This window comes from Vreelandella venusta, from assembly GCF_044809155.1.
In the GTDB taxonomy this organism is placed as follows: Bacteria; Pseudomonadota; Gammaproteobacteria; order Pseudomonadales; family Halomonadaceae; genus Vreelandella; species Vreelandella venusta_B.
In genome coordinates this window covers 3,097,743-3,121,610 of record NZ_CP085241.1, presented here as the reverse complement: position 1 = coordinate 3,121,610, position 23,868 = coordinate 3,097,743, and the positions used below count along the sequence as shown (strand labels likewise).

Here is a 23,868-nt window from a genome sequence, read left to right as displayed (position 1 = left end):
GTTTTTAGGGAGGGCAGGCCACTGATCGCATGAATATTAGCCAAGACTCATGAGAGTATGGCTGAAGCAAGTATGCTAATTCACGTGTGTTACGGGTATAGTCCCCCTCCCTATTTGTTGGCTGCGGTTTACGCAGTGTTTTATTGGTCGTACAGAAAAAGAGAAGAGAGCGATGGAGCAGGAACAAGCGCCGCGCTGGTGGGCGGTGGTGGCGGTGATGATCGGCATTTTTTTATTGGTGACGGCGGAGCAGCTGCCCATTGGGCTGCTTTCTCAAGTGTCGTCTTCAATGGGGGTGACGCCGGGCATGGCGGGACTAATGGTCACGGTGCCTGGCGTGGTCGCTGCCTTTTCAGCCCCGCTGTTACCCGTTGCGGTAGGGCGATTAGACAGGCGCATCATGCTCACGGTGCTCATGATTGTGATGGTGATAGGCAGCTTACTCTCGGCATTTGCTGGCAGTTTTGGACTGCTACTGGCCGCCCGAGTGCTGGTCGGGCTAAGTATCGGTGGTTTTTGGGCCGTTGCTGGCGGTATCGCCCCACGCCTAGTGCCTGAAGCAAAGGTGCCTAAAGCGATGACGATGATTTTTGGCGGTGTTGCGGCGGCATCGGTGCTTGGTGTGCCGTTAAGCACGCTGTTGGGAGATTACAGTAACTGGCGTGTGGCCTTTGGGGCGTTAGGAGGCTTTAGTTTATTAACGGCGATTGCGCTGTGGTGCTGGCTGCCGCCACTACCACCGCGCGAGCCGGTGCGTCTGCGGGTGCTTGCCCAGCAGTTTAGCAATCGCGGCGTGCGCGTGGCGGTATTAACGACCGCTTTTGTGGTGGTGGGGCATTTTGCGGCCTATACGTTTATTAGCCCTATTTTGCAGGAGATTAGTGGCGTTTCTCAACGCCATGTGGGCAGCTTACTGCTGCTTTACGGGGCGGCGGGTATCCTGGGTAATATTACGGCGGGCATGTTTGCCGGGCGGCACCCTTACCGCGCCGTGCTGGCTATTCCTAGCCTGCTGCTCATTGTTGTGGCTGCTTTCCCGCTGTTAGGCGGGCAGCCGAGCAGCGGTGTGATGCTGTTGATGGTGTGGGGCGCGGTATTTGGCAGCGTCTCCGTTAGCATTCAGACATGGATTATACGCACGGCGCCCAACACCGAAGCGGCCACAGCGCTGATGGCATTTACGTTTAATATGTCGATTGGCCTGGGGGCCATGTTTGGTGGGCAGATCGTGGATGGCACTAGCCTACCCGTTGCCATGTGGATGGCCTCTGGTCTGTTCTTAGTGGGGGCATTGTTAGTGCTGCGGACGCCAAGCAGCGTGGTAGGCGTCAAAACTCGCTGATATAGCTGCAGTCTGTCGCGCAAATAGACCTCTAATATTAAAAAAGCCCTGGTCGTTTTGAACGGCCGAGGGCTTTTTCATTAGCATTAGGGTTTGTGAGTTGTGCAGTAAGGCTTAGGCGTTAAGGACGTTCAATCGCCAGTGCAACGCCTTGGCCGCCGCCGATGCATAGGGTCGCGAGGCCTTTTTTGGCATCACGCGCGATCATCTCATGTAACAGGGTGACCAGTACGCGACAGCCGGAGGCGCCAATGGGGTGGCCAAGGGCAATCGCGCCGCCGTTGACGTTCACTTTGCTAACATCCCAGCCCAGCTCTTTATTGACCGATAGTGCTTGGGCGGCAAACGCCTCATTGGCTTCTACAAGGTCAAGGTCGTCCAAGCTCCAGCCGGCTTTTTCCAGGCAGCGGCGGGTAGCCGGAGCGGGGCCAATGCCCATAATAGCCGGGTCAACGCCTGCGTTGGCGTAGGCGGCGATACGTGCCAGCGGCTCCAGGCCAAGCTCTTTGGCTTTTTCTGCCGAGCAGAGCATCACTACTGCTGCACCATCATTGAGCGACGAGGCGTTGCCGGCAGTCACGGTGCCATCTTTTTTAAACGCGGGGCGCATGCCGCCGAGTTTTTCAGCCGTGACTTCGCGGGGGTTCTCGTCGGTATCAAATACCACTGGATCGCCTTTGCGCTGTGGAATTTCTACCGGCACGATCTGGCCTTTGAACTTACCCTCTTTGATGGCGGCGGCCGCTTTCTGCTGAGAGGCCGCAGCAAATTCATCCATTGCTTCGCGGGTAATACCATACTTTTCGGCTAAGTTTTCGGCGGTAATGCCCATGTGGTAGTTATTGAAAGCGTCCCACAGGCCGTCGTGAACCATGGTGTCGATCGCCTTCCAATCACCCATGCGCTGGCCGTTACGGGAGTTGGGCAACACGTGGGGCGACGCGGACATGTTCTCCTGGCCGCCGGCCAAAATGAGTTCGGCATCGCCACAGCGGATAGCCTGGGTGGCTAGGTGAAGCGCTTTCAAGCCAGAGCCGCAGACTTTATTAATCGTCATGGCGGGAACAGATTCAGGCAGGCCTGCTTTAATCACCGCTTGTCGCGCGGGGTTTTGGCCGACACCTGCGGTAAGTACTTGGCCCAGCAATACTTCGTCAACTTGATCCGGAGAAACGCCGGTGGAGGCGAGAATATCTTTGATCACCAAGGCGCCCAAGTCGCTCGCGGGAATACCTGCGAGGGACCCACCGAAAGCGCCCACAGCGGTGCGGCGTGCCGCAACAATAACTACTTCTTGCATAAAATGACTCCTGGAGTAATTAACAGGCACCCTGAAACCAGTTGCCTGATAGGCGTACTCTGCTAGCCGTATCTCTCAGCCGTCTCTTCAGCATAGGGGAAGATTGTGCGTTGCGGCAATACGCAATTTTGGGTAAATAAAAACGGGCCGATCAACGGCCCGTTAATAAGTGCGCTTACTCAGTGATTCTGTTTAAGCTAACTGCACAGGAATGGCGTTGCTGGTATGGCTAACGTGATTGCCCTCTTGCAGATACACCAGCGCGGGCTGGTGGTTGTCCAGCTCAGCGTCGGAGTAGTGAGCATAGCTGCAGATAATAATACGATGCCCAGGGGCTGCTAAGTGCGCAGCCGCGCCGTTAATGGAAATCAGTCGGGAGCCTTCTTCACCGCGAATAGCGTAGGTCGTGAAACGTTCGCCGTTTTCTACGTTATAAATTTGAATCTGCTCGTTCTCGCGAATTCCCGCCATATCAAGAAGCTCGCCATCGATCGCGCAGGAGCCTTCGTAGTTGAGTACCGCGTGAGTAACGCGAGCCATATGCAGCTTGGCTTTGAGCATAATGGTATGCATGGTAACTCCTAAATAGTCGTCGTGCTTGGCAACTGCACACTGAGGTTGTCGATAAGCCGTGCAGGGCCAAGCTTTGCCGCGGCAAGTAGCACCGCTTGGCGTGTGGCAGCGGACACGGGGCCAAGGGCGGTATCGCGCAGCTCAAGGTAATCGGGCGTAAAGCCGGCATCATACAGGGTCGTTTTGCCCCGTTGTAGTACCTGTTCGATGGATTCACCGCGTTCCAGCGCGTCACGCAGTGAGCAGAGCGTACGATAGAGCATCGGAGCCGTCGTGCGCTCTTGCGCATTTAGGTAGCCATTGCGCGAAGAGAGCGCCAGACCGTCTTCAGCACGCACAATAGGCACGCCGATAATCTCAATGGGCATATGCAGGTCGCTCACCAGCTTACGAATCACCGCGAGCTGCTGGTAATCCTTCTCGCCAAAGCAGGCAACGTCTGGCTGCACGAGATTAAATAGCATGCTGACGACGGTAGATACGCCGTCGAAATGCCCGGGTCGCGAACCACCGCACAGGCCTTCGCCGACGTCTGGTACGTGTACTTTGGTTTGAGCCGTCAAGCCGTTTGGGTAGAGCGCGTTTACGGTAGGAGCGAATAATATATCGCAGCCTGCATCGCTTAACTGTGCGTGATCTGCCTCAAATGTGCGCGGGTAGGCATCCAAGTCTTCGCCGGGACCAAACTGCATGGGGTTCACAAACAGACTGGCCACTACGATGTCGGCATGTTGGCGAGCCTGAGCGACGAGCGCCAAGTGGCCTTCATGCAGGTTGCCCATGGTGGGCACCAGTGCAATGCGTTGGCCGTCTAAGCGGTGCTCACCTAGAGCGCTACGTAGTTCGTTGATGTCTCGTAAAGTACGCATAAGAGAAGTTTCGTCGTTCACAGGCTACAAAAGTGAAAACACCGCTTAAAAACAGTGCTCCGGTGCGGGAAAGGCGCGAGTTTTGACCGCTTCATGGTAGTTCTGAAAAGCATTCTGGATGCTATTTGCGTCGACCATAAAGTTTTTCACAAAGCGCGGAGTGCGGCCGTGGGTAACGCCAAGGACATCGTGCATTACCAGAATTTGCCCATCGGTATCGGGGCCAGCGCCAATGCCAATAACCGGTACGTCCAGGGCCTCAGTAACCGCTTTGCCTAAGCTTGCCGGGACGCACTCAAGCAGAATTACCGAGGCACCTGCTTCAACTAGCACTTTGGCATCGTTGATAATTTGCTCAGCCTGGGCGGCTTCGCGGCCCTGCACTTTATACCCGCCGATTTGATAGACCGTTTGCGGTGTTAAGCCAAGGTGCGCGCAAACCGGCACGCCGCGGCGGGTGAGCTCGCGGATGCCTTCAGCCATCCATGCCTCACCCTCGACTTTGACCAGTTCAGCACCTGCGCGCATCAAGGCTGCCGCGTCTTCTAGCAAGCGTTCGGTGGTGGCGTTACTCATAAACGGCAAATCGACCATCAGCAAGCTGTGCCCTTTGCCACGTGCCGCGCAGCGGGTGTGGTAGCAAATATCATCGATGGTAACGGGTAGCGTGCTGCTGTGCCCTTGTAAGACCATGCCTAGGGAGTCGCCTACTAGTAAGACATCAATGCCTGCTTCACTAGCCGCATGGGCAAAGGAGGCATCGTAAGCGGTCAGGCAGCTGAACGTTTCGCCGGCGCGTTTGTACGCCTGCAGTGTGCTCAGGGTGACGGTTTTCATGGCGTGCTCTCGTTTTCTACGTGGGGCCGATTTTGCCTTGCTAAGGAAGCCGGCCGTTATTAACGCTGCATCCTTGCAGACGTGAAGTGGCGTAACCGGTAATTGTTACCTGAATGGGGGGGTGGTGTCGAGATTTGTGTCAGACGGTAGCACTCGTGGTGACACTCTCAGAGGCATCGGCGTTAGATAAACGTTTTATAGCCGTGTGATCTACACGGGTAAGCCAGTGGGCCAGCGTCTGTTGGTGCAGCATAAGCGGTTGTGTGTCAGCAGCACTGGCGACCTCCGCTAATGGCACGAGTACAAAGGCGCGTTCGTGCATATATGGATGGGGGACCTTCAGGCGCGGGCGCTCAATCGTTTGCTGCCCATAGAGAAGTAGGTCTAAGTCCAGGGTGCGGGGCCCCCAATGACGCAAGCGCTGGCGACGGTGGCGCTGTTCTAGCGCTTGCAGCTGGTCGAGTAGTGCCAGGGGCGAAAGCGCTGTTTTGATGACCGCCACGGCATTAATAAAATCCGGCTGGTCTTGCGGCCCTACAGGGGGGGTGGCATATAGCGATGACCGTGCCACCTGCGTGCTGAGAGGCAAGCTGCCTAGCTCGTCAAAGGCTTGGTTTACTTGGGCAACAGGATTTTCCAGGTTGCTACCTAAGCCAATGTAAGCGAAGTGCATCATGACGCTCATGGGTCGGTTTTGCGCGGCTTGCGGCGTTTTTTGCGGCGACGGTCGCCCTGGCTTGCTGGGTCGCTGCCGACCTTTTGTAGCAAGCGGCGCTGTTCATGCTCATCACCCTGCTGAAATGCGGTCCACCAATCGCCTAGGCCACGCGGTATTTCACCCGCTTGCTCGCGCAGCAGCAGTAAATCGTAAGCGGCGCGGAAGCGTGGATGTTCGCGGGTCTGAAAAGCGCGTTTGCCCCGTCGCATGGGCAGTCGGGCCTGTAGTTCCCAAATTTCGCGCATCGGCATCCCAAAACGCTTTGGAATTGAGATGTGCTGAAGCTGACGAGAAACCACTTCTTGGGAGGCAGTTTGCAGCGCAGGAATGGCAGGCATGCCGTCGCGCTCAAGCTCCGCTTGACGATGGGCCACCGGTGCCCATAAAAATGCGGCGAGCAGGAAGGCTGGCGTAACCGGCCGGTCTTCCGCAATGCGCTTGTCGGTATTGGCCAGCGCTTGTTCAATGAGCTCTTCCGCCCAGGCCGCGTCTGCCATGGCTTCTTCCGCTTCAGGGAAGAGCATGCCAAACAGATTGTAATAGCTGAGGAGCCGGAAGGTGACTAAGCCATGCCCTGACATGAACAGCTTCAGCACTTCATCAAACAGACGAGCTGGCGGAATCTGTAGCAGCAGCGGCGCTAGGTCAAACATCGGCTCTTCAGTTGCCGGGTCGATGGTGAAGTCGAGTTTGGCGGCAAAGCGCACGGCCCTCAGCATGCGCACGGGGTCTTCCCGGTAACGCGTTGCCGGGTCGCCAATTAGCCGCAGGGTGCGTGACTTAATATCCCGCGCGCCATTGGCAAAGTCGTGAATGGTGAAGTCGGCGATATTGTAGTACAGCGCATTGACGGTGAAGTCGCGGCGTAGGGCGTCTTCTTCAATATTGCCCCATACGTTATCACGCAGCAGCAAGCCCGCATCAGACTGCTGGGCGATATGGTCGCCGTGCTCGTCCTGGGGTTTGCCACGAAACGTGGTCACTTCAATCACTTCTCGACCAAAGCGCACGTGCACAATGCGAAAGCGTCGACCGATCATGCGTGAATTGCGGAACAGGTCGCGCACTTGTTCTGGCGTGGCGTTCGTCGCAACGTCAAAATCCTTCGGCATTTTGCCGAGCAGGGCATCGCGAATGCAGCCGCCGACTAGAAATGCATCGAATCCAGCGCTGTTAAGACGATAGAGAACTTTTAACGCAGCATCGCTTATCTGCTGACGAGAAACAGGGTGCTCGGAGCGCGGAATAATGCGGGGACTTAGAGGCGCTACGGCGCTCTCTGGGGAATCGAGCAGGGATTTCAATTGCTCTCCCGGGCTATGTAAGAAACGGGTAAATCCTTTGAACATGCGGCGATATCGACTCGCAGGGTATTAAAAAATGACCGTATTATAAGCGGTAAGCTGCTGAGTGTAGCCGACCCCATAAGGCTTGCAAAGCGTCTATGAAGGGTTTGGTAGATGCTAAAGCCTCCAAACGCAGAAAGGGGAGGCTAAGTAAGCCTCCCCTATAAAGCAGACAATCAGCGTCCATGCTGCTGTTTTTCTTCATGATGGCACATCGCCCTGAATACGCACCGCAGTCGGTAGGCGTAAGAAACCGTTTGATTCCGACCGCCTCGTATTCAAAACAATAATCCAACCGCGAACTTTGTCTACCCGGCTTATTGTTGTTGGCTCCGGGGTGTACACACGACCTGCTGTTGTTCTTGTTGGGGTGCAGGTAACTCGTTGTACGTCGCGTCCATTTGGGCACTTGCTGGCTGTTGTTATTGTTGTTCGCTGCGCTTGTTCTATATACCGTTTGCTTAGCGCAAGCAAGTTGTGAGACTCAAGCCTGTTGTTTTTGTTAGTGCTGTTATCTCTATCTGGCCCTGTTGTTTTTGTTGTGGCTCAGATGTGGGCGGTGTCCTGTTATTTTTGTTAGCGACTGACCGCGTTGCCCAGTTTGTTTTTCTTACCCAGTAATATTGCACTCGCCGTGCCACTTGTTGGATATGTCATAAATTTCATGGGGTTGGAATTTTAATGGGGTGCCAGGGAACTAATAGCAGTAGAAAGTGTTACCCATTTTGCAGCGTTTTTTAACGTGGGTTGTGTGGGAAGGTAACAGTGTTGAGGTAACGATTTTTGGACGTTTCTTATTAAAATCAGTGTATTAGACATTGGTCTTAGGTGAGCGGTGGCTGCCGCTCTTAGCACTGCCTAATTGGGTCGGCGAGCGGTTTTCTTGCGCGGTATGCCTAGTCGCTGGCGACGCTCCCAAAGATTTTTACGACTGATGCCCAGTTTTTGAGCCAGCTCTGTTTCACTCATTTGATCCTGATGTTCAAGCACAAAGTGCTGAAAATAATCTTCTAGCGAGAGGTCGTCCTCTTCGGCAGGCGTTTGGCCTTCATTGGCGAGGGGCGCGGGAGGAATGGTTGGCGGGTGGGGGCGGTTAGTCACCGGCCCCAGGCCAAGATCATCCGGGTGAATCAGATGTCCTTCGGCGAGAATTACGCCCCGCTCCAGGGCGTTTTCCAGCTCACGTACGTTGCCTGGCCAAGGGTAGTCCTGCAGGTCCTGGCGCGCGGCACGTGATAGCCGTAGTCCCTGGCGTTCGTGGCGTTTACACGCTTTGTCTAACAAAATGTCGGCGATGGTTAGAACGTCCTCTTCGCGCTCTCTTAGGGGCGGCAGCTCGATCTGCATCACGTTGAGGCGGTAGTAAAGATCGAGGCGAAACTCGCCGCTTTTTGAGAGGGCGCGTAAGTCCCGGTGGGTGGCGGCGATAAGGCGTACATCCACATGGCGGGTTTCGACAGAGCCAATTTTACGAATTTCCCCTTCTTGCAGTACGCGCAGCAGGCGCGCTTGGGCATCTAGCGGCAGCTCACCAATTTCATCCAGAAACAGTGTGCCTCCATCGGCGGCTTCTACTAAACCTGTGCGGGCGGCGCTTGCGCCGGTAAAGGCGCCTTTTTCATGGCCGAACAGTTCCGATTCAATCAGCGTTTCAGGAATCGCGGCGCAGTTAACGCAGATTAGAGGGGCTTTGGCACGCTTGCTTTGCTGATGAATGGCGCGGGCGACCAGTTCTTTGCCGGTGCCAGACTCCCCTTGGATCAGCACGGTCACGTCGGCAGGGGCGGTTTTGCGGATGCGGGTGTAAACCTGCTGCATGGCGGCGCAGCTGCCAATCATGGTTTGACGCCCACCGCCGTCGTCAGTGATATCCGGCGGCGTGCTTTGCTGCATCGACTGCTTGTGCAGGATACGTTCGACGGTTTCGAGCATCTCCGTATGATCAAACGGCTTTGCAACGTAGTCCACGGCCCCCTGTTTTAAGGCCTCGACAGCGGAGCGCATGCTGGCGTAGCTGGTCATAATCAGCACCGGCGCAGGCGCTGCCGCCGTGATCAGCGAGGTTCCTGGCTCCCCCGGAAGGCGCAGGTCGCTGATGATGAGATCGAATTCGTTCAGCGGTTGAGCCATCGCTTCTTCAGCGCTGGCGGCCTCGCTCACGGCATAGCCATGGCGGTCGAGTAAGCGTTTTAGAGCGCTGCGAATAATCGCTTCATCTTCAACAATCAGTATCCGAGGCATGGGGTGAAAGATCATCCTGTTGGTAGAGCGGTAGCCAAAGGGTAATGGCAGTGCCTTGTGGCTGGCCGGGAGGTGGCGATGCCACGTCTATCTTGCCTTGATGCTCGTTAATAATTTGATACGCCAACGATAGCCCAAGCCCGGTGCCTTCGCCCGCAGGCTTGGTGGTTGTAAAGGGTTCGAACAGGCGGTCTTTAACGCTTGGCGCAATGCCATGGCCATCATCACTGACGCGCCACCAGGCATGGTTTGCTTCTATGCCAGACTCGATATGAATATGACCGTGTGGCTGGCAAGCATCCCGTGCGTTACTCAGTAAATTGACCATTACCTGGGTTAAGCGTTGGTCATCGCCACGTACCACGATATCGCCAGGGCAATCGTTTGTGTAGCTGACATCCTCTCCTGAGCGGGCTAAGTGGATCAAGTGCAAGGCGTCTTCACTAATGGTCTTAAGCACCGCGGGGGAAGCCGGGAGTGGCACGGTATGGCGGCCGCCGTGAGCAAAGCCTACCAGCGAGTTAACGATTTTAGTAACCCGCTGAGTAAGCTGTTGAATTTGATCCGCGGTTTCAAGCAGCGCGGGGTCGTCGGTATCGTAGCGCAGGTTTTGTGCCAGCGATGAAATACCGGTAATCGGGTTGCCGATTTCATGGGCCACGCCTGCCGCCAGCTGTCCAATAGAAGCGAGCCGGGCCGCGTGAACTAGCTCATCTTCGAGCCACTTCATTTCGGTGTGATCCTCTACCAATATCACGCTGCCGCCGCGGCTGTCGTGGCCGCTGAGTACCGCTTGGTGCAGGGTCAGGAAGTAATCTTTGCCATGCAAGGAGACTGCCTGCTTATAAAGCGGTGTATGGGGGGCGTTAAGTACACTGCCCAGCAGAGTAGGCCAAGGCGCCGGTAAGCTGTTGCGGCTCGACCCAATGACGCTGTCGCCACTAATGCCCGAGAGCTGAGAGAGTGCCTGGTTCCACATGAGCAGCTCGTCATCGTCACCCAGTACGCATAGCCCGACGGGCAACTTGGCAAGGGTTTGGCGGTGGTGGCGGCGCAAGCCATCCAGCTCGCGGGCCAGCCCCGTTAAGCGCGATCGGTAGGCTTCCAGTCGGCTTTCAACGAAGTGGATATCATCGGTAAGCGGCGCATCGTTGTGACGGTAAGGGAGATAGCGATCAACAATATCCCTGGCAACGGAAGGCCCCATGAGGCCTGAGAGGTTGGCTTGAATACGGTCGCGTAGGCGGCGCAGCGCGTAGGGGCGCCGCTCTTGAGGGGTGAAGTTAAGTGCCTTTAAAGCACGCTCAACTTCACGTTCAGCCGCTTCATCGCCAAGTGCTTGGGCAAGATGCACGGTAAAGTCGCCGGCTGTTGCAGCTTCCAGCGGTAGGCGCTTAGAGCGTATGACGGCATCTACCGAGCACGCTTCAGCTGCTGAACGCTCCCCCTCTGAGGTGCGGGTAAATAGCGATACCAAAATCAGCAGCATAATATTAACGGCAAGAGACGCCAGCGTGATGTTATACCAGTGTGGCGAACCGGCCGGTAGGGAGGGTATGAAGGTTTGCGTGGTCACCGTGAGATCAAAAAGTAGCGGCAGCCAAATGCCCACTAGCCAGATGGTGCTACCACCGATTAGCCCTGCCACCATGCCTTTCCGGTTAGCGCCAGGCCAGTAAAGCAGCGCGAGCATACCGGGCAAGCATTGCGCCATGCCGATAAAAGCGGCGAGCCCCAGGTTCGTCAGAGAGTGATAACGGCCAACGCTTTCAGCAAATAGCCAGCCCCCGAAAATAACGGCGACCACTAAGCCCCGCCTTAGCCAAAGTAGCCAGCCATACAGGTCGTTTTGTGCTTCGGGAGGGCGTGCAACAAGGATGACATGATTAAGCAGCATGCCGGAAAGCGCCAGCGCAATCATCATCATGGTGCCGCTGGCAGCCGCTAAGCCGCCAATGAACGCCAGTGCCCCTACCCACCAGTGCTGTGTCATGAAATAGGCGGCATACGCCGCCATCGGAACCGCCTCATTGGTGGCTTGCGCCGCCCACCAAATGAGTGGCACTGGCAGCGCCATTAGCAGTAAAAAAAGGGGGAGTGTCCAGCTCGCCTGAAGCAGCGTATGGCGGGAAAGGCTTTCGGCGAACGTGATTTGAAAGAGGTGCGGCATCATAAAGGCGGCGGCAAAAAACAGCAGTAACAACGTGCGCCATTGAGGCGCCTCAAGCTGCGGAGTGGCGGCTTGAGCTGCTGCGCCGGGGCCTTCTAACCACTGCTGCACATCCTGCGGGCCATCAAACACCCACCATAGCGCAATGGCGCCTAGCCCAAGCATGGCTAACAGCTTAATGATGGATTCAAAGGCAATCACACTAAGCAGAGTATCGTGGCGGTGCCGGTGGCTATGGCGCGCGCCGAACAGCACCGCACAGCCTGCAGTCACCGCGCAAAATAGTAGGGCAACTGCGGCGCTGTAGCGGCTGCCGGTGAGCAGGTGTATCGCATCGCTTAGCGTTTGTACCTGAATACCCAGCAGCGGCATAACGGTAAGAAGGCTAAGCAATGTGACAATGGTGCCGACCCAGCGTGAACGAAAACGAAACGCAAAGAGATCCGCCAATGAGGAGAGCTGATAGGTGCGCGTAATGCGCTGAATAGGGACGAGCAGCACAGGGGCAAGCAAAAAGGCCCCTGCGGCGCCCAGGTAGTAGGCCAGGTAGCCAAAGCCAGCTTTGGAGGCGAACTCAACGCTGCCATAAATGGCCCAGGCGCTGGCGTACACGCCAAGGGCCAGGGTATAAACAACGGGGTGGCGCGTGATACGCACAGGCACCCAGCCGCGCTCTACCGCTAAGCCGCAGCTAAACAGTAGCGCTAGGTAGCCAAGGCCTAACAACAGTACACCGAGTAACTCAACGCTCATCTAACTTCCTTTTTTGCTCTAGCCACAGCGTTAGCGCAATCAGACCGCCCCAGATAGCAAACGGTCGGTACCAAGCGGTGCCGGGGTCGCCCCAGCCGTCCATGAGCAGTGGCGAGAGCAGGTAGCCCCCAAACACAAGAAACAGCATGATGCGGTAAACGTACATATCAGTACTCCGGGGGTAATGCACGGTGGTGAGAAGGCGTTAACTGCTCAATCGACCAGTGCGCTATTGCCCAGCGTAATTGCACCTCAGGAGCCTCCTGAGCCAGCGCTATAGGCGGGGCTTGATCAAGGGCCTGAAGTGCGTGAAATAGCTGGTGACGAACACCCTCAATACTTTCTGCCAACGCAGGTGCCATGTTCTGCTTGGAGAGCTTTTGGCCGTCATCCGTCACCATTAGCGGTAGGTGGAGATAGCGCGGCGTAGGTAGGCAGAGCGCTGTTTGTAGCTGGCCTTGCCAGGGAGTGTTATCAAGTAGGTCGTAGCCTCTTACCACATCGCTAATGCTCTGCTCGGCATCGTCTACCACCACGGCAAGCTGGTAGGCCCACAGGTTATCTTTACGCTTTAAGACCACGTCGCCGAAGGTGGCAGGGTCGAGCTGCTGGCGGCCAAACAGTCGGTCTTGCCACGTAATGGGGCGTTTGGCTAAGTCGCTGCGTAATCGCCAAGCGACGGGCTTGTTAGCCTCACGCTGCCCGTCGCGGCACCAGCCGGGATAAATCGTGAAGTCTTTCCACTGCTTGCGTGAGCAGCTGCAGGGGTAAGCCAGGCCCTGTGCCATCAGGCGGTCTAACGCCTGCTGATAAGCCGCGTGGCGTGTGTGTTGCCACACGACCTGTTCGTCCCAATATAGGCCAAACCTTTCGAGCTGGCGCAAAATGGTGCTGTCCGCGCCCTTGGGGCAGCGAGGTGGGTCGATATCCTCAATGCGCACCAGCCACGTTCCCCCCGCCGCGCGGGCATCCAGATAACTGCCTAACGCTGCAACCAACGAGCCAAAGTGAAGGGGGCCTGATGGCGTGGGGGCAAAGCGTCCCCGGTAGCAATCGGTTTGTGACATGGGCGCCAATAACAGTTGCAATGAATTGAGCAACAAAAACGGGCACCCTCAAGGTGCCCGGCTTTGTTGCTGCGTCTAGTACGTTGCCGTTAACGACATTAACCGCCGAGCTGTTTTTCTTTGAGCTCTGCCAGGGTTTTACAGTCGACACACAGCGTTGCCGTGGGGCGTGCTTCAAGGCGACGAATGCCGATCTCGACACCGCACGCTTCACAGAAGCCGTAGTCATCTTCATCGATTTTCTCGATGGTTTCGTTAATTTTTTTCAGCAACTTGCGTTCGCGATCTCGCGTACGCAGTTCAAGGCTAAAGCCCTCTTCTTGCGTCGCTCGGTCAGCGGGGTCGGCATAGTTGTTTGCGTCTTCTTGCAGGTGGCGCACAGTACGATCCACCTCTTCCATGAGATCCTGTTTCCAATCCAGGAGCAGCTGCCGAAAGTGCGCAAGCTGCTTCTCGTTCATATACTCTTCACCCGGTGCCGGCTCATACGGTGTGAAGGACTTGGACGCTTCCGGTTTCTTTTCCGCTACTGGCATGGGAGTGCCCCTTACGTATGTGACTGCTGATCGACCATGAACGTGTGTCAAGATCTCACGCCAAAGGGATGCTTGTTTAGCTGAAAATGTGGCGTGTTGCAAGCATAATGGCAGCCTTTAGACTAAGGTCTTACAGCTTATTTGGCACCGCCCGTGCTTCTCTACTGGGCCTTTATAACTGCGTTTTTATGGACATAAGGTGAAGGAGCCACTATGGCCTGGAATTCCCGTGTGAGTCATGTCGCGCCCTTTCGGGTGATGCACTTATTAGAAATGGCTCAGGCCCGAGAGGCTCAAGGCCATGATGTGATTCATCTAGAAGTGGGTGAACCTGACTTTGCGACGCCTGAGCCTATTGTAGCGGCTGGGCAGCAGGCGTTGGCGGCGGGCAAAACGCGCTATACGCCCGCCGCAGGGTTAGCGCCGCTGCGCGAAGCCATTGCAGGCCACTATGCCGAACACTTCAATGCATCTGTTGACCCGTCGCGTATTCTGGTAACTCCAGGGGCCTCTGGGGCGCTGCTGCTGGCTAGCCAACTGTTGGTAGAGAGCGGTGATCGGGTGCTGATGGCGGACCCTAACTATCCCTGCAACCGCCATTTTATGGCCTTAGCGGGCGCTGAGATTGATGCCATACCGGTCGGGCGGCAAAGTGGTTGGCAATTAACGGCGCCCTTGATTGAGCAGCACTGGCAGGCGCAAACAAGCTTAGCCATGCTAGCATCCCCGTCGAACCCTACTGGGCACACGTTAAGCGCTGAGGCGCTAACGGCAGTGTTCAACACCGTTGCTGCCAGAGGCGGTGAGGTGATTGTCGATGAGATTTACCAAGGCCTCAATTATGATGATGCGCCGCTATCGGCAACATCGCTTTCCGACCAAGCCTTTGTGGTTAATAGCTTTTCAAAATACTTTGGCATGACCGGCTGGCGCCTGGGCTGGCTCGTAGCGCCGGAGCGTGCGGTAGAGCCGCTTACCCGGCTTGCTCAAAACGTTTTTTTAGCGGCGACGACGCCCTCCCAGTATGCTGCACTGGCCGCCTTTACGCCTGAGTGCCGAGACATTCTCGAAACGCGGCGGGCAACGCTAAAACAGCGCCGACAAGTGCTGCTGGATGGCTTGGCGAAGTTGGGTCTAGCCCCTGACCTTCCTCCGCAGGGGGCGTTTTACCTATGGCTAGACATCTCCCGCTACAGCCGAGACAGCCAAGCGTTTTGCGAGCGTCTGTTGGTCGAGGAGAATGTGGCGATCACTCCTGGGATTGATTTTGCCGTGATAGGCGGCGAGCACCATGTGCGCATCGCCTTCACCAATGACGTGGCGCGGTTAGAAGAGGCCGTGGCGCGCATTGCCCGATTTGTAGCCCGGTTATGATGGCGTATGAAGGCCTGGAGCCGGGTGTGCTGCTGCGCCGCTATAAGCGCTTTTTAGCAGATGTACGTTTGGATAATGGTCAAGAGGTGGTCGCCCACTGCCCCAACACCGGCTCAATGAAAGCGGTGAACGTGCCCGGCTGCCGGGTATGGCTGTCGCCCAGCGACAACCCTAAGCGCAAGCTGGCCTGGACCTGGGAGTGGATTGAGCTGCCCCAGCCAGATGGCACGCAGGCGCTGGCGTCAGTGCATACTGGGCGGGCGAACCGCATCGTAGAAGCGGCGATAAAGGCAGGTGATGTGGCGCCGCTTTCTGGCTATCAAACGCTCAAACGGGAAGTGAGCGTTGACGATGCCCGGCTCGATTTTCGTCTGGACGACCCCGTAAAAGGCGCTGCTTATGTGGAAGTGAAGCAGGTAACGCTGAAAGAAGCCGATGGGCACGGCTACTTCCCTGACTCGGTTAGCGTGCGCGGCACCAAGCATTTGCATACGTTAACGACGCTTGCTGAGCAGGGCGAGCGGGCAGTGCTGCTGTTTTGCGTCGCCCATGAAGGGATTTCCGATGTCGCACCGGCTGCCCATATCGACCCTGTGTATGCAGCAGCGTTAGCAGACGCGGTAACGGCGGGGGTAGAGGTGCTGGCTTATGGCATTACGCTGCAGTGGCGCGCTGGTAGACCGGTTACCGCCTGCTTGACGCGGCGGCTACCGGTTCGGCTGTAAAAGGCGTATGCAGCGACAACTTAGCGCTCGATATAGAAGCGCTGAATAAAATTGACCGATTCAGGCGCAGCATTACGGTCATAGCGCACGTCGAGATCAAAGCGCATAGCCTCGTCATGCTGCATGGTAAACGGCGCTAGGTGATAGGTCGCATCTCCGTCATGCACCGTGCGAAAGCTCAGCGACTCCTGGGAGCCGGTAAGGCCGCTGACGTAGCCCTGTATACTCGCGTTTACAGGGCGTGTGCTGCCGTCTTCCTTTCGCTCACGAACGCTGACATTAACCAGTCCGCGGTTAGCGCTACGCGGAATGTTGTTCGCCTGAGCCACTTCCGGTGTCAGAAAACGAGTGCTTACCGCACTGTAGTGAATTTCGTAGTCACCCACCTGCACGAATTGCTCAGCGCTGGCGCTAGTAGTGACCATGAGCGTTGCAGCTAAGCTAACGCTGAGTAGTAAGCGGCGTAACATGGCAAACTCCTCCTGTTGTATCTGGACCGCGTTAGCGGCGACGTACCCTGAAAATAGCAATTTCACCAAATAAATTGGGCCACCATTTGGATGTCCAGTGGCCTCGATGGTCGCCAACGCCCACCGCGCGATCAACAATCATGAGTCCTTTCTCGCGACAGAGATGCTCAAAATCGTTAAACGTTGAGAGGTGGATGTTGGGAGTATCGTACCAGGCGTGAGGCAGCGATTTAGAGACCGGCATATAGCCGCGCAAGCCAAGATGAACCCGGTGGCGCCAATAGGCAAAGTTAGGGAAGGTAATAATGCCCTCTTCTGCTACTCGCAGCATTTCATCAAGCATTTTATCGGGACGGCGCAGCGCTTGTAGCGCTTGGGTCATGATGACTTGATCATAGCTGTTATCGCAGAAACTACCCAGGCCATCATCAAGGTTATGCTCAATTACGTTAACGCCGCGCGCGACGCACTGTGTAATGCCATTTGGATCAATCTCTAACCCGTACCCTGAGACGTTTTTTTCTTTGGCCAAGCGTTCCAGCAGCTGCCCATCGCCACAAGCTAAATCTAAAACATGAGCTCCCTGGGGTACCCAGTCGTAAATCAGTTCTAAATCAGCGCGCATTACGGTGTCTCCTCTTCAGCGGTGTCTTGGATCGCTAGCTCATGGGCAACGCGACCCATAAACGCGCTGAACAGGGCGTGATAACGCGGCTCGGGTAGCAAAAACGCATCGTGCCCATGAGGAGACTCGATATTGGCATAGCTCACTGCCTTGCCTGCACGGGTTAAAGCGTCGACGAGCTCGCGGGAGCGAGAGGGTGGAAAGCGCCAGTCGGTGGTAAAGCTCACAATCAAAAAAGGGCACTGTGCAGGGGCTAGCGCGCTGGCTAAATCGCCTGCATGGGTAGCCGCAGGGTCAAAATAATCCAGTGCCTTGGTCATCAGTAGGTAGGTGTTGGCGTCAAAGGCGGTAGAGAAGGTATCGCCCTGATAGCGCAGATAAGACTCCACCTGGAACTCGACATCAAAGCCAAAGTTCAGGTCGTTACTGCGCAGATCGCGACCAAACTTGCTGCCCATGGCGTCTTCTGAGAGGTAGGTAATGTGCCCCACCATGCGGGCGAGTTTTAGCCCTCGTTTGGGGACGGTGTTGTGCTCGGCATACCAGCCATCAAAAAACTCAGGGTCTGAGCGTATTGCTTGGCGGGCGACTTCGTTAAAGGCGATGTTTTGTGCAGAAAGCCGTGGTGTCGCGGCGATTACCACTGCGTTGGCAACGCGCTCGGGATAGGTAATCGTCCACTGCAGCACCTGCATGCCGCCCAGGCTGCCGCCCACCGCCGCAGCCCAACGCTCAATGCCCAAGTGGTCGGCTAAACGTGCTTGGCTGGCCACCCAGTCACTGACGGTAACCATAGGGAAGTCAGGCCCCCATTGGCGGCCTGTTTCCGGGTTATGGCTCACCGGCCCCGTGCTGCCATGGCAGCCGCCTAGATTATTGAGTGACACCACGAAAAAACGGTTGGTATCGATGGATTTCCCAGGGCCAATATGAGCGTCCCACCAGCCGGGCTTACGGTCATCAGCGCTGTGGTAACCCGCTGCATGATGATGGCCTGAAAGCGCATGGCAAATTAATACGGCGTTCGTCCGCTCGGCGTTTAGCGTGCCGTAGGTCTCATAAATAAGCTCGTATTCGGGCAACACCTTGCCGCAGGCGAGCGACAGGGGAGTGTCAAACTTGGCCACATGCGGCGTGATAAGGCCAACGGAGTCCGCTGGCCAATCGCTCGATACAAGTGTGTCTGAAAGAGTGTCTGAATCAGGCATCGAATGCGCTAGTCCTGCAAAAATAAGTCCCGCTGAAAATAAGTTCTGCTGAACTTGGCGTTAAATTTAAAGCCCTAACATTTAAAGCCCTACCAGTGTTCCAGGCATGCCAGCAGCGCGAATTAACGACCCCACCACGACGCCATCTACAATGTTAATGGCGATAAATACGACGATCGGCGATAGGTCTATCATTCCCAACGGGGGGATAACTTTGCGCACAGGCGCCATAATAGGCTCAACGAGTTGCATGACCAGCAGCGCACCAGGGTGGCTAGCGTTAGGCGCTACCCAGCTCAAGATGATCATTACGATCATGGCAAAGAAGTAGATCTTCAAAATGGCATTGGCTAGAGCGGCGACGCCTGCAATCAAGACTCCGGCGATGGGTGGCATTCCCATGCCAATCACCATGAAGATACCTATAATACTGGCTACTTTAAGCACAAAACCGGCGGCCAGCGTTGCCAAATCAAATCGCCCGCCAACCGGTCCTAAAAAGCCTTGAAATAGGCCTACCACCGGCTGGGTGATTTTCACCACCGACTGGCTGAGCGGGTTGTAGTAATCCGCTCGCGATGCCTGCAGCAGAAAGCGCAGCATTAGTAAGAATAAATAAATGTTGATCAGGGTGTTCACTAGCAATAACCCGGCACTACCCACTTGGCTGCCCATGGCGGCGTCTCCGTTGCGTTAAATTTGGCTTAGCTTGCGCTGAGTTCCTTGGCCATTGCTTGGGCGCGGTCGGCGCAAGCCTGCATGGCATCGGCAATGGTGGTGCGCAGCTGCGCATCTTCCATGTGTTGTATGGCGCGTTCAGTGGTGCCGCCCGGTGACATCACATTCTGTTTAAGAGTAGCGGGATCTTTGTCGCTCTTTTGCGCCATGGTGGCGGCGCCTAGGGCGGTTTGGATCGCTAGGCGTCGTGCCGTGGCAGCAGGCAGGCCAAGTTTAACGGCGGCTTCTTCCATCGCCTCAAACATTAAAAAGAAATAGGCGGGCGCGCTACCTGATACTGCGGTGACGGCATCTAACAGGTGCTCATCTTCCACCCATTCGGCAATACCAACTGCTTCCATGAGTTGGGTGGCCAGGGTGCGCTGAGTATCGCTTACCGCTGCGTTCGCATATAGGCCGCTAGCGCCAATGCCGACAAGTGACGGAGTGTTGGGCATACAGCGCACCAGTGCGTTACCACCGCCTAGCCACTGGTCGATGGTGTCGGCATCAAGGCCAGCTGCAATAGAAATAATCAGCGGTGCTTGCTGTTGCACGCTTTCACGCATGGCGACACACACGTCGTGCATAATTTGTGGCTTAACCGCGAGAACGACCACATCAGCCTGCTCAATAGCAGCGTTATTATCAGTTTGAGTATTTACCCCCAGGCGCTGCTTTAACGCGGCCAGTTCACTCTCGTTAGGGGCTGTGGCGGTAATGTCTGATGGGGCAGCGCCGCTTTCGATGAGTCCGCCGATAATAGCGCTGGCCATATTGCCTGCGCCAATGAAGGTGATCTTGCTCGCCATATGGGTATCCTATGTTGAAAGTGGGCCGCACTCAGCGGCTGTGTCGTAAGCGTAACGGTTGCGGCTACCCGCGTGCACTAAGTGCTTCACCGGGCACCAAAAATAGCCGTTCCTAAGCGTACCAGAGTCGCGCCCTCAAAAATGGCCGCTTCCAGATCATCGCTCATGCCCATGGAAAGCGTATCCAGGGGAGCTTCAGGCAGCGCGGTTTGCAGTTCTATGAGGAGTTGACGCAGCTCAGCAAAGGGCGCCCGTTGTGCTGAAGGGCTGTCAGCGGGAGCAGGAATTGCCATTAAACCTCGCAGCTTTAGCCGAGGCAGGGCGGCAACCTCGCGAGCCAGTGCAACAACCTCTTCAGGCATAACGCCTGATTTAGACGCCTCACGACTGATATTTACCTGTAGGCAAATGTTGAGCGGCGCGAGATGCTCCGGACGCTGTTCGCTCAAGCGTTTGGCAATTTTTACGCGCTCGACGCTGTGCATCCAGGCAAAGTTTTCGGCGACTGAACGGGTTTTGTTAGACTGCAGTGGGCCGATGAAATGCCACACAATATCGCCTAGGTCGGCGAGCTCAGCCTGTTTCTCCAGCGCTTCTTGAAGGTAGTTTTCACCAAACTCCCGCTGACCAAGCTGCCAAGCCTGCCGGATCAACGTGGCCGGTTTGGTTTTGCTCACCGCCAGTAGCGTCGCGCTATCAAGCGGGCGGTTAGCGTTTTCTAGTGCCTTCTGCAGGCGCTCGCGCGCAGCGGCGAGTGTTTCGGGGAGCGCTATGTCTGTCATACTCAAGCACCTTAACGCAGCTGGGAAAGAGAGATGGATATTACCGAACTGCTGGCATTCTCGGCAAAGCAGAATGCATCCGACCTGCACCTTTCGGCGGGTCTCCCCCCCATGATACGTGTTGATGGCGATATTCGTCGGCTTAATGTGCCGGCCATGGATAACAACGAAGTCAGGCGGTTGATCTACGACATCATGAACGATCAGCAGCGCCGCGACTATGAGGAGCACTTGGAAACCGATTTCTCATTTGACGTGCCGGGGGTGGCGCGTTTTAGGGTCAATGCGTTTAACCAAGCGCGAGGCGTGGGAGCCGTTTTTCGTACTATTCCAAATGACGTGCTTTCTATGCAGGCGCTGGGCCTTGGTGAGGTGTTCGAGCGTTTGGCGATGCTGCCCCGTGGACTAGTGCTTGTGACGGGGCCAACAGGGTCAGGTAAAAGCACGACACTCGCCGCGATGATTGATTACATTAATGACCATCGCTTTGAGCACATTCTGACCATCGAAGATCCGGTGGAATTTGTGCATGCCAGTAAGCGCTGTTTAATCAATCAACGCGAAGTGCATCGCGATACGCGCAGCTTCAACAGCGCATTACGCAGTGCCTTACGTGAAGACCCGGACGTTATCTTAGTGGGCGAGCTGCGCGATTTGGAAACGATTCGCCTAGCGCTGACCGCGGCAGAAACGGGGCACCTAGTGTTTGGCACGCTGCATACAACCTCCGCTGCCAAAACCATCGATCGGATTATTGACGTGTTTCCCGGTGAGGAGAAATCCATGGTGCGCTCGATGCTGTCGGAGTCGCTTCAAGCGGTTGTGTCGCAAGCGCTATTAAAGCGCCAAGGGGGTGGGCGCGTCGCGGCTCACGAGATATTAATTGCGACCGCTGCCGTTCGAAATCTCATCCGTGAGGATAAAGTGGCGCAGATTTACTCGGCTATTCAAACCGGGGGTAATCTGGGCATGCAAACCTTAAACGCCTCGCTGGCTAAACTGGTCAAAGAGGGGGTGGTGAGCATGGAGGATGCTCAAGCACGTGCAAAAGGGACGCTTTCGTTAGGGGACGAGTAACGCATGAGTGAGCCAACAAACGGTATGACAGCCTCCCAGTGGTTGCACCAACTGCTGGCCATTATGATTGAGCAGCAGGCGTCGGACCTGCTTATTTCGGTGGGGGCGCCGCCAAGTTTGAAAACCTCCCAGGGGCTGGTGCCGTTGGGGCGGCAACCGCTTTCGCCCAGCCAAGTTCGCAGTCTGGTGATAAGCGCAATTCCTGACATGCAGCGGGAGCGGTTTCAGCTAGAGCATGAAGCAAACTTTGCGCTTAGTCTTGAGCAGAAAGGCCGTTTTCGGGTGAGTGCCTTTCAGCAGCGTAATGAACCGGCCATGGTGGTGCGTCGTATTGCTCAAGATATCCCTACGCTCAGCGCCTTGGGCGTGCCCAGCCAGCTGGCCGAACTCGCCAACGCCAAGCGTGGGTTGGTGTTGGTGGTCGGGGGTACCGGAACCGGTAAGTCCACTACCCTTGCTGCGATGATCCAAGAGCGTAATGCCTCCGTGGGTGGACACATCATCACCATCGAAGATCCCATCGAGTATTTGCACCCTCACCAGCGCGGCATTGTTAATCAGCGTGAAGTGGGGGTGGATACAGAGTCCTTCGAAGTGGCGCTGAAAAACACGCTTCGCCAAGCGCCGGATGTGATCCTGATTGGCGAAGTGCGTACCCGGGAAACCATGGAGCATGCCCTGACGTTTGCGGAAACCGGCCATCTCTGTTTGGCGACGCTGCATGCCAACAATGCGAACCAAGCGCTGGAGCGTATCCTCCACTTTTTCCCCCATGAGCGGCATGAACAAATACGCATGGACTTATCGCTCAACCTTCGTGCGGTGGTCGCGCAGCAGCTGTTGCCCACTCTGCAGGGCGGCCGCTGTGCAGCGATTGAAATTATGCTCTCCTCCCCTCGAGTGGTGGATCTAATACGAAAAGGCCGTATCGATGAGCTGAAGTCAGCTATGGCGGGCTCTCGTGATGCGGGTATGCAAACGTTTGATCAAGCGCTTTACGCGCTTTACCAAGCGGAGCAAATCAGTCAGCAGGTCGCGCTGGCGCATGCGGACTCTGCCAATGATCTTCGGCTGATGATTAAGCATGGTGATGCGGCGGCCAGCGGTACATCGCTGGCCTCGCAGGTATCCCCCCATTTGGCGTTGCGCGACGGCGACGATTATTGACGCGTGACGCCGCTAGGGGGCGTAAATGCCGCCTAATACGCGCGGGCCGCTAGCGCCGGTCACAGAAGGCAAATTGCCGGGCAGCCCGTGCAGGCGCTGGTGGGCGAGCCAGGCAAAGGCTCCTGCTTCAATCCAATCTTCCGGCCAGCCCAGCGTGGCGGGGGAGAGCAGCGTGACCTTAGGCAGGTGTGCGGCTAGCCTTTCCATCAAATAGGCATTGTGAGCACCGCCACCGCCTACCAGCAGCGTGGCGCTGGGCTGGCTTAGCGGCAGTTGGGCCACCCCTTGCGCGACACTCACCGCCGTCAGTTCGGCCAGCGTTGCCTGAACATCCCAGGGGGCTTCGTCGCCAGTGAGGTAGTCGCTCAACCACGCTAAGTGAAACAGCTCGCGCCCGGTGCTGCGCGGCGGCGGCTGATGAAAAAAGGGTTCTTGCAGCAGGCGGGCGAGCAGCGCTTGGTCGATTTGCCCGCTGGCCGCCCAAGTGCCGTTCTCATCAAATCGCCCGGTGTGATGCTTAGCAAACCAAGCATCAAGCAGCACGTTCGCCGGGCCGGTATCGAAGCCCACCACGGCGCGCTCCTGCTCTTGAGGGAGCCACGTAAGATTGGCAAAGCCGCCCAGATTCAGTACGAGCTGTTCGCCTGGGCGCTGCCCAAACAGCGCTTGGTGGAAGGCAGGCGCTAGAGGCGCTGCTTGGCCGCCAGCGGCCAAGTCCCGGCGGCGAAAGTCGGCCACCACCGTGCATCCCGTCAGCTCTGCCAGCAGGCTCGGGTTATCTAACTGTAGCGTATACGCCGGACCATCCTGGTGACCTTGTGGCGCGTGTTCAATCGTCTGGCCGTGGCTGCCAATCGCCGTAATGTGTTCTGGCGTAAGTCCTTGTTCTGTTAATAGCGCCTTGACCGCGTTGGCTTGAAGTCGGCAAAAGGCATTCTCGGCGGCGGCTAGTTCGGCAAAGTGAGCTGCTGGCGCGTGGCAAAGGTGCAGTAGCTGCGCGTGCAGTGTATCGGGCATGGCAACGGCAGCCGTGGCTAATAGCTTAGGCGGCGTGCCAAAAGTGATAGAGACCAGGGCGGCATCAATACCGTCCAGGCTAGTGCCAGACATTAAGCCAATATAATAAGTGGGTGACGAAGGGTGCGAGGTTTTCATCATG

General features: G+C 56.4%; 23 protein-coding genes. 5 read left to right on the top strand and 18 right to left on the bottom strand.

Translation table 11 applies throughout. From position 1 onward, the window contains the following. Positions 1–172 precede the first annotated feature (172 nt). Positions 173–1,342 carry an MFS transporter gene (locus LG301_RS14520; RefSeq protein WP_404471863.1) on the top strand — a complete coding sequence of 390 codons (1,170 nt, stop codon included), beginning with the start codon at positions 173–175 and terminating at the stop codon, positions 1,340–1,342. A gap of 121 nt (positions 1,343–1,463) precedes the next feature. On the opposite strand, the gene LG301_RS14515 is transcribed toward LG301_RS14520, so the two are convergent. The 11 genes from LG301_RS14515 to dksA all read right to left on the bottom strand — a co-directional run bounded on the left by LG301_RS14515 (position 1,464) and on the right by dksA (position 13,752). Beyond that, positions 1,464–2,642 carry an acetyl-CoA C-acetyltransferase gene (locus LG301_RS14515; RefSeq protein ID WP_404471862.1) on the bottom strand — a complete coding sequence of 393 codons (1,179 nt, stop codon included), beginning with the start codon at positions 2,640–2,642 and terminating at the stop codon, positions 1,464–1,466. 192 nt (positions 2,643–2,834) lie between these two features. After that, positions 2,835–3,215 (bottom strand): aspartate 1-decarboxylase, encoded by a 381-nt coding sequence (gene panD / locus LG301_RS14510; RefSeq protein ID WP_404471861.1) that lies wholly within the window; start codon positions 3,213–3,215, stop codon positions 2,835–2,837. Positions 3,216–3,223: 8 nt separating this feature from the next. Continuing rightward, on the bottom strand, positions 3,224–4,084 hold the full coding sequence (gene panC / locus LG301_RS14505) for a pantoate--beta-alanine ligase (RefSeq protein ID WP_404471860.1): 861 nt from the start codon (positions 4,082–4,084) through the stop codon (positions 3,224–3,226). Between the two features lie 45 nt (positions 4,085–4,129). Beyond that, positions 4,130–4,921, bottom strand: a complete 792-nt coding sequence (gene panB, locus LG301_RS14500; protein WP_404471859.1) for a 3-methyl-2-oxobutanoate hydroxymethyltransferase — start codon at positions 4,919–4,921, stop codon at positions 4,130–4,132. Between the two features lie 139 nt (positions 4,922–5,060). Further along, positions 5,061–5,594 (bottom strand): 2-amino-4-hydroxy-6-hydroxymethyldihydropteridine diphosphokinase, encoded by a 534-nt coding sequence (gene folK / locus LG301_RS14495; RefSeq protein WP_404475282.1) that lies wholly within the window; start codon positions 5,592–5,594, stop codon positions 5,061–5,063. A gap of 8 nt (positions 5,595–5,602) precedes the next feature. Next, entirely contained in the window at positions 5,603–6,988 is a 1,386-nt protein-coding gene (gene pcnB, locus LG301_RS14490) for a polynucleotide adenylyltransferase PcnB (protein WP_404471858.1), read from the bottom strand. Between the two features lie 855 nt (positions 6,989–7,843). After that, positions 7,844–9,226 carry a sigma-54-dependent transcriptional regulator gene (locus LG301_RS14485; protein ID WP_404471857.1) on the bottom strand — a complete coding sequence of 461 codons (1,383 nt, stop codon included), beginning with the start codon at positions 9,224–9,226 and terminating at the stop codon, positions 7,844–7,846. Then, the gene (locus LG301_RS14480; RefSeq protein ID WP_404471856.1) at positions 9,204–12,149 is read right to left on the bottom strand and encodes an ATP-binding protein; all 2,946 of its coding nucleotides are present in this window, start codon (positions 12,147–12,149) and stop codon (positions 9,204–9,206) included. Before LG301_RS14480 ends, LG301_RS14485 begins: the two co-directional genes overlap by 23 nt. Continuing rightward, positions 12,139–12,315 (bottom strand): hypothetical protein, encoded by a 177-nt coding sequence (locus tag LG301_RS14475; protein WP_404471855.1) that lies wholly within the window; start codon positions 12,313–12,315, stop codon positions 12,139–12,141. Before LG301_RS14475 ends, LG301_RS14480 begins: the two co-directional genes overlap by 11 nt. A 1-nt stretch (position 12,316) precedes the next feature. Further along, positions 12,317–13,216: a tRNA glutamyl-Q(34) synthetase GluQRS gene (gluQRS, locus tag LG301_RS14470; RefSeq protein ID WP_404471854.1), complete on the bottom strand. Its 900-nt coding sequence runs from the start codon at positions 13,214–13,216 to the stop codon at positions 12,317–12,319. Positions 13,217–13,314: 98 nt separating this feature from the next. Further along, a complete protein-coding gene (gene dksA / locus LG301_RS14465) occupies positions 13,315–13,752 on the bottom strand; it encodes an RNA polymerase-binding protein DksA (RefSeq protein WP_009723720.1) in 438 nt (145 codons plus the stop codon). A 213-nt stretch (positions 13,753–13,965) separates the two neighbouring features. Between dksA and LG301_RS14460 the strand changes: the two genes are divergently transcribed. Further along, the gene (locus tag LG301_RS14460; protein ID WP_404471853.1) at positions 13,966–15,126 is read left to right on the top strand and encodes an aminotransferase class I/II-fold pyridoxal phosphate-dependent enzyme; all 1,161 of its coding nucleotides are present in this window, start codon (positions 13,966–13,968) and stop codon (positions 15,124–15,126) included. Beyond that, entirely contained in the window at positions 15,123–15,851 is a 729-nt protein-coding gene (gene sfsA / locus LG301_RS14455; RefSeq protein ID WP_404471852.1) for a DNA/RNA nuclease SfsA, read from the top strand. The genes LG301_RS14460 and sfsA overlap by 4 nt, the downstream gene beginning before the upstream one ends. Positions 15,852–15,871: 20 nt before the next feature. Here the strand turns inward: sfsA and LG301_RS14450 are convergent, their stop codons facing one another. The 6 genes from LG301_RS14450 to LG301_RS14425 form a co-directional block, all read right to left on the bottom strand. Beyond that, a complete protein-coding gene (locus tag LG301_RS14450) occupies positions 15,872–16,321 on the bottom strand; it encodes a DUF4426 domain-containing protein (RefSeq protein WP_404471851.1) in 450 nt (149 codons plus the stop codon). A 31-nt stretch (positions 16,322–16,352) separates the two neighbouring features. Next, positions 16,353–16,946, bottom strand: a complete 594-nt coding sequence (gene metW / locus LG301_RS14445) for a methionine biosynthesis protein MetW (RefSeq protein ID WP_263067274.1) — start codon at positions 16,944–16,946, stop codon at positions 16,353–16,355. After that, entirely contained in the window at positions 16,946–18,154 is a 1,209-nt protein-coding gene (locus tag LG301_RS14440; protein WP_404471850.1) for a homoserine O-acetyltransferase, read from the bottom strand. Before LG301_RS14440 ends, metW begins: the two co-directional genes overlap by 1 nt. A gap of 81 nt (positions 18,155–18,235) precedes the next feature. Further along, positions 18,236–18,829, bottom strand: coding sequence for a YggT family protein (locus tag LG301_RS14435; RefSeq protein ID WP_404471849.1), 594 nt, complete (start codon positions 18,827–18,829; stop codon positions 18,236–18,238). Positions 18,830–18,858: 29 nt separating this feature from the next. Continuing rightward, positions 18,859–19,683, bottom strand: a complete 825-nt coding sequence (proC, locus tag LG301_RS14430) for a pyrroline-5-carboxylate reductase (RefSeq protein WP_404471848.1) — start codon at positions 19,681–19,683, stop codon at positions 18,859–18,861. A gap of 86 nt (positions 19,684–19,769) precedes the next feature. Further along, complete coding sequence (locus LG301_RS14425) at positions 19,770–20,465, bottom strand: YggS family pyridoxal phosphate-dependent enzyme (protein ID WP_404471847.1); 696 nt, start codon at positions 20,463–20,465, stop codon at positions 19,770–19,772. A 33-nt stretch (positions 20,466–20,498) separates the two neighbouring features. Here LG301_RS14425 and LG301_RS14420 point away from each other — a divergent pair, with 33 nt between their 5' ends. Further along, positions 20,499–21,542 (top strand): type IV pilus twitching motility protein PilT, encoded by a 1,044-nt coding sequence (locus LG301_RS14420; protein ID WP_404471846.1) that lies wholly within the window; start codon positions 20,499–20,501, stop codon positions 21,540–21,542. 3 nt (positions 21,543–21,545) lie between these two features. Further along, positions 21,546–22,709: a PilT/PilU family type 4a pilus ATPase gene (locus tag LG301_RS14415; protein WP_404471845.1), complete on the top strand. Its 1,164-nt coding sequence runs from the start codon at positions 21,546–21,548 to the stop codon at positions 22,707–22,709. A 12-nt stretch (positions 22,710–22,721) separates the two neighbouring features. On the opposite strand, the gene LG301_RS14410 is transcribed toward LG301_RS14415, so the two are convergent. After that, positions 22,722–23,864 carry an anhydro-N-acetylmuramic acid kinase gene (locus LG301_RS14410; RefSeq protein WP_404475280.1) on the bottom strand — a complete coding sequence of 381 codons (1,143 nt, stop codon included), beginning with the start codon at positions 23,862–23,864 and terminating at the stop codon, positions 22,722–22,724. Positions 23,865–23,868: the final 4 nt, after the last annotated feature.